At 60.0% G+C, this 6,350-nt stretch carries 5 protein-coding genes and 1 tRNA gene; all 6 read right to left on the bottom strand.

Features of this window, described 5'->3' with window-relative positions; translation table 11 throughout:
• Positions 1 to 2: 2 nt before the first annotated feature.
• Positions 3 to 76, bottom strand: a tRNA-Glu gene (locus tag FGQ67_RS09820).
• A gap of 127 nt (positions 77 to 203) precedes the next feature.
• Entirely contained in the window at positions 204 to 1,598 is a 1,395-nt protein-coding gene (locus FGQ67_RS09815) for a CCA tRNA nucleotidyltransferase (protein WP_138341753.1), read from the bottom strand.
• A 196-nt stretch (positions 1,599 to 1,794) separates the two neighbouring features.
• On the bottom strand, positions 1,795 to 2,727 hold the full coding sequence (locus FGQ67_RS09810) for a 1-phosphofructokinase family hexose kinase (RefSeq protein ID WP_138341751.1): 933 nt from the start codon (positions 2,725 to 2,727) through the stop codon (positions 1,795 to 1,797).
• 188 nt (positions 2,728 to 2,915) lie between these two features.
• Positions 2,916 to 3,848, bottom strand: coding sequence for a 1-phosphofructokinase family hexose kinase (locus tag FGQ67_RS09805; protein ID WP_006233969.1), 933 nt, complete (start codon positions 3,846 to 3,848; stop codon positions 2,916 to 2,918).
• Positions 3,849 to 3,922: 74 nt separating this feature from the next.
• A complete protein-coding gene (gene ptsP / locus FGQ67_RS09800; protein WP_138341749.1) occupies positions 3,923 to 5,626 on the bottom strand; it encodes a phosphoenolpyruvate--protein phosphotransferase in 1,704 nt (567 codons plus the stop codon).
• Positions 5,627 to 5,759: 133 nt separating this feature from the next.
• A complete protein-coding gene (locus FGQ67_RS09795) occupies positions 5,760 to 6,023 on the bottom strand; it encodes an HPr family phosphocarrier protein (protein WP_022094575.1) in 264 nt (87 codons plus the stop codon).
• Positions 6,024 to 6,350: the final 327 nt, after the last annotated feature.

The following is a 6,350-nucleotide window of genomic DNA, read 5'->3' as shown; positions in this document are numbered from 1 at the left end:
GGTAGCCCGTACCAGATTCGAACTGGTGATCTCCGCCTTGAGAGGGCGGCGTCCTAAACCGCTAGACGAACGGGCCACATGACATCTGCACTGCCGTGCTGCGAGGAAATATATTACGGGACAAAAAACGTCAGCGCAAGAAGAAATTCCAAATTGCCGAAAAATTGTCGTCAGGTTATGGAACACGCAGGTAAACTGGGTAGCTAATTCAAGTTGAGATGGACCAAAAGAGCTTCGCGATCGTTGGGAATGTTGTCTTCGATCACGGCGTCGAGGGCGGAGTTGAGAAGCTGACCCAGTTCCGGCCCGGGCTTGACTCCGGCACGGATCAGGTCGCCGCCGTTGATGGCGAGCATCTTGAGCGTATAGGGCTCCCCTGCCTTCAGCAGCTCGTGCGCCATCGCGCGCATCTCCTCAATTGTCTCAACGTAATAGAAGCACGACGGGGCCTTGCCGAGCGTGTCGGCACGCTTAAGGTCCATGAGCTCGTCCATCAGACGCGGCGTATCGACACCCTCGCCCGAAAGCGCACGCATCATATTGAGCAGGCAGGATCGCTCGGGGCGCAGCGGCTTATCGTGGTATTTGATCAGCAGGCACACATCGCGCACCAAATCGTGCGAGAGTGCCAGGCGATCCATGATGACACGCGCCTTCTTGGCGCCGAGCTCGGGATGACCGTAAAAGTGGCCGCTGCCGGCGTGATCGACCGTAAAGCAATCAGGCTTGGAGGCGTCGTGCAAAAAAGCCGCCCACATAAGGCTCGGTGAGGGCGCGACGACTTCGCACAGCGCCAGCTCCCCTGCCACCGTCAGCACGCGGGCGATATGCTCGTAGACGTTAAACGCATGATAGACACTGCGCTGATCAAACCCGCGACCCGCTGCCAACTCGGGCACGGCGGCGCAGATGAGCTCGGGGTAGCGCAGCATGGCGTCTCCCCCGTGGCCGGTCGAAAGAATGCCCTCGAGCTCAATACCCACACGCTCGCGCGCCACGGCATCGAGCAGCGGCGCGCACTCGGCAAGCGCACGCTTAGTCTCGGGCTCAATCATAAAGTCCAGACGGCAGGCAAAGCGCACCGCACGCAGCATGCGCAGGGCGTCCTCGTTAAAGCGACGCTTGGGATCACCGACAGCGCGAATCAGCTTGCGCTCCAAGTCACCCTGGCCGTCGTAGCGGTCGACAAGCCCGCGCTCGGGATGCCAGGCCATGGCGTTGACGGTAAAGTCGCGGCGGGCCAGATCGTCCTCGAGCGAGGCGGCACGCTCGACACTCTGAGGATGGCGCCCATCGGTGTAAAAGCCATCCAGGCGGTACGTGGTGACCTCGATACGCTCGCCATCGGAAATAGCCGTGATTCCGCCAAATTTAATGCCCGACTCCACGACCGCGATATCAGCGGCCTCGAGCGCCGCTTTGGACTCCTGCCACAGGCCGCTACAGCACATATCAACATCGTGGCTGGGGCGCCCCATCAGGGCGTCGCGCACCCAACCGCCCACGTACCAAGCCTCAAGACCAGCCGCCTCAAGCGCGCGCAGGACGCGCAGGGAGGCATCAGACGGTTGCGTACCGTTGAGAGAAACATTGCACATGCCTATGGCCTCCTGCACTTGTGAGCGTTAATCGATGGTTCTCAAGAAGTCTAGCAAGAAACGAGAAAGCGCGCACACGCAATCGCGTCGTCGATTCGATAAAACGAGACAGCAAACGCCACATACGATCAGCGCACAAAAAAACACCCGCCTCGGAGATCCAAAGCGGGTGTTCGGCAACGATGTATCGATGCTGCTAGCAGACCTGGCGAACCTCGATGTGCTTCTTATATTCGTCCACCTTGGCAAAATCACCCAAACCAGGGCACTCGACCACGTTGGCGCCAGTGGCCATCGAAAGGCGCAGGGCGTCCTCGACGCGCTCGGGGGCGTCGTGCCACACGGACAGGAAGGCAGCGAGCGAGGAATCGCCGGCACACACCGTCGACAGCAGCTTGACGTCGAAGGTGCGGTTAGCAAACCAGATGTGCTTGCCGTTGGAGAAGTACGCACCGGCGCCGCCGAGGGTCAGCAGCACGTTCTTGGCGCCCTTGGCATGAAGCTCAGCCATAGCGCCCTTGACGGACTCATCGTCGCCACCGCTCACCTTAATGCCAAAGATATCGAGCAACTCGTCGTCATTGGGCTTGATCAGCAGCGGCTCCATGGCAATGAGATCTGCCAGCTGATGGCTCGAGATGTCGAGGACGAACTCGGCCCCCTTGGCCTTGACGCGGCGCAGGACCTCGGCCAAGAAGCCCTCGGAAGTGTTGGGAGGCAGCGAGCCGCTGATGACCAGGCAGGTCATGTCATCGAGCGAATCGATGAGCTCAAACATCTCCTGCTCGTTGGCCTCGTTGATGGCGGCACCGGCGTTGACCATGTTGTACTCGGTGTCGGGTCCGGCATTGAGGAACACGTTGACGCGCGTGATGCCGTCGGTCCAAACGGGCTTGACGGGCACGCCCAGGCCCTCGGCGCCCTTAACGATAAACTCGCCCGAGAAGCCGGCGAAAAAGCCCAGGATCGTGGTGTCAACACCGTAGTGATCGAGGGTGAACGAGACGTTGAGACCCTTGCCGTTGGGCGTGTAGACGGCGTTACGGGTACGCGTGACGGTGTTGGCAGCAAGGCCGTCGCAGGCGATGTTGTAGTCAATGGCGGGATTTGCAGTGAGCGTGTAAATCATGAATGTTCCTTTCACGAAGTAACGTGTTAATGAAAGTATATTCCACCCAACGGTAAAAGGCTAGGACAACTCGGTGAACGGTGTGGAAGCGATGAAGTACGGCAGAGCATCTCTCCCAATAACGGAACAAAAAAGGCGCCCCAGCCGAAACCGGGGCGCCGCATGCGCACGAATATGTCGCGTTTCGATTACTGACGATCGAGCTTGCGGACAGCAACGCGCTTGCTGTACTCGTCGACGTGACCGAAGTCGCCGATGCCGACGGACTCGGCAACGTTGGCGCCGGTGGCCATAGCGAGCTTCATGGCCTCCTCGACGTTGTCGCGATCCCTGTACCACTTGTGCAGGAACGCAGCGAGGGTGCAGTCGCCGGCGCAGACAGAAGAAACCAGCTTGATGTTGAACTCACGCTTGGCGTACCAAATATCCTCGCCGTTGGAGAAGTAAGCGTCGCCGCGGCTACCACGGGTGAGCAGCACGTTCTGAACGCCAGCGTCGTGAGCCATCTTCATGGCAACGCGGACCTCGTCGTCGGTGTCGACCGGCACGCCGAAGATGGCCTTCATCTCGTGATGGTTCGGCTTGATGAGCAGCGGCTTCTTGTGAGCGAGCTCCTTGAGCTTGTCGGAGGACAGGTCCAGGACGACGTCGGCGCCACGAGCCTGAGCGTGCTCCATGACCTGAGCCAGGAAGTCGGGCGTAGCTTTGGGAGGCACGGAGCCGGAAACGATCAGGCACTCGAGATCGCCCGCGGTGTCCAGGATGTTGTAGAGCTCCTCCTGGTGCTGCGGCGTAATAGGAGCGCCGGGGTTCAGGATGCCGTACTCGTGCTGGCCATCGTTGACGTAGGTGTTGATGCGCGTGATACCGTCGGTCCAGACCGGGCGGCACAGGCAGCCCAGGTTCATGACCTCCTCGACGATAAACTTGCCCGTGAAGCCAGCGAAGAAGCCGAGTGCGACGGTGTCAACGCCCATCTTCTTAAAGGCGAAGGACACGTCGAGGCCCTTGCCGTTAGCCGTGTAGCTGGCCGAGCCGGTGCGGACGTTCTCGTCGGGCTCGAGCGGAGAGCTCGAAACCGTCATGTCGACAGCCGGGTTAGCGGTTAGCGTGTAGAACATTTACAGTACCCCCTGTATATGTGAGGGCCGCGTGGCCGGCCCATTCCAACCACGCGGTTACCTCTGATACCAAATTAGCGAGCTGCGGACTCGAGCAGTGCCTTGACCTCGGCGGCGGTGTTGCAGGCGAGCGCCTTCTCGGCGAGCTCGTCGCACTCGGCCTTGGTCCACTGGCTGATGGTCTTGCGGGCGCGCAGGATCGACGGAGCGCTCATCGAGAACTCCTCCAGGCCCCAGCTGATCAGCAGCGGCTCGAGCAGCGGATCGGCAGCGGCCTCGCCGCACATACCGACCATGATACCGGCCTTAACGCCGCTCTCGATGATGTTCTTGAGCGAGCGGAGCACGGCGGGATAGTACACCTGGTACAGGTTGGAGATGGTGTCGTTACCACGGTCGGCGCACATGGTGTAGCCGATCAGGTCGTTGGTGCCGATGGAGAAGAAGTCGGCAGCCTCGGCAAGACGGTCTGCGAGCAGCGAAGCGGCGGGCGTCTCGACCATGATGCCGACCTCGATGTTCTCGTTGAACTTGCGACCCTCTTCGGTCAGCTCGGCCTTGCACTGCTCGACGAGCTCCTTGACAGCCAAGACCTCCTCGACGCAGGTGACGAGCGGGATCATGATCTTGACGTCACCGAAGGCGCTAGCGCGCAGCAGAGCGCGGAGCTGGACCTTGTACTGGTCGGGATTGGCCAGGCAGTAACGCACGGCGCGGAAGCCCATGAAGGGGTTATCTTCCTTGACCATGTGCAGATACGGAATCTCCTTGTCGCCGCCAACATCGAGCGTGCGGATGATGACCGGAGCACCCTTGAGCGCGCTGGCGACCTTACGGTAGGCGTTGAACTGCTCCTCCTCGGAAGGAAGCTCAGCAGAGTCCATGAACAGGAACTCGGAGCGGAACAGACCGATGGCCTCGGCGTCGTGATCGAGCGCGTTGGGCACGTCATCGGGGTTACCGATGTTGCAGGCGATGATCTTCTTGATGCCATCGGCAGTCACGGACGGCTTGCCGCGGAAGGCCTCGAGGGCTGCCTTCTCGGCAGCGAAGGCCTCGGCCTTGGCGGTGTAGGCGGCGAGCGTCTCCTCGTCGGGATCGGCCTCGACGATACCCTTGCCACCGTCGACGACAACGGTCATACCGTTGCGCAGCGCGGTGCAGCTATTGGAAACCGAAAGGACAGCCGGGATCTCGAGGGCGCGCGCAATAATCGCGGAGTGCGACGTGCGGCCACCGGTCTCGGTGACGATACCGGCAACGTGGGCCTTATCGATCGTGGCGGTCATGGACGGCGTGAGGTCGTGAACGACAACGACAGTATTCTCGGGCAGGACGGAAAGGTCGACGACCTCCTTGCCCAGCAGCTCGGCCAGAATACCGGTGCGGATGTCGGCGATGTCGGCCGCGCGCAGACGAAACATCTCGTCGTCCATGGACAGGAACATGTTCTCGAACATGGTCGAGGTGTCCATGAGCGCCTGCTCGGCGCAGGTACCGCCGTCAATGGCGGCGTTGATGGCGTCGGTCATGCCCGGGTCCTGAGCCAGGACAATGTGTCCGCTCATGATCTCGGCCTCGGCCTCGCCCACCGTCTCCTTCATGTGGTCGGCCTGAGCCTGGGTCTTCTCGCAGAAGACCGAAAGAGCGGACTGATAGCGCTCCTTCTCTGCTGCCGAATCGGCAACCTCGTGCGGCTCAAACGTCAAGTCGGGATCGACGGCGACCATGACGGTGCCGATACCGATGCCCTCGGAAGCGTTGACTCCCTGATACATTCCCATTCCTCTCTCCGTGTCATGTGATAAAGCGTTTTGCCATATCCATGACAAAAGAGCGCAGCTACCTTACAACAGGTCACTGCGCCCCCAAATATGAACTTAGTTGTTCAACATGCGACCCGTTTGAGTTCTACTCGCCAAGACCGCTCTTGATGAGCTCGATGGCAGCAGCCAGAGCCTCGGCCTCGTCAGCGCCGTCGCACTTGACCTCGACCTCGGTACCGCAGGGGATACCAGCAGCCATGAGGGCCATCGGGGACTTGCCGTTGACCTCCTTCTCGGGGGTGACGACCGTCACGTCACAGGCGTACTTGCCCATGGTGGAGGCGAACAGACCAGCCGGACGCATGTGCAGACCCTGAGGATTAACGAGGGTAGCCTTCTCAGAAACCATAATTGACTCCTTTTTGTGTTTAACCCCTGTCATGCATGTGGCAGGAGTCAGATTCACGACGTTGTTTATATTAACTCACATCAAACGGTTTTTCATTGTGTTTCAGACGAATTATTGGACAGATGTGTTTGTCGTCCGCTTGCTCGCCGGGCGGGCTGCGGAAACTCGGTCGGTCCAGAGTAATATCGTGCGAACGGAATTCTGGCTGATGACCTGTTCGCGACAAAGACTCGTGTTAGCGTCGGAATAATTTAGCCAAATATAGTCGGCCGAGATTGACCAATCCCGGCCGACCCATTTTAGCCAACACGCCCGCATCTATGACTT

The organism is Collinsella aerofaciens (assembly GCF_005845035.1).
In the GTDB taxonomy this organism is placed as follows: Bacteria; Actinomycetota; Coriobacteriia; order Coriobacteriales; family Coriobacteriaceae; genus Collinsella; species Collinsella aerofaciens_I.
Note: the sequence above shows the minus strand (reverse complement) of the source record. Positions and strands in the feature narration are given on the sequence as shown.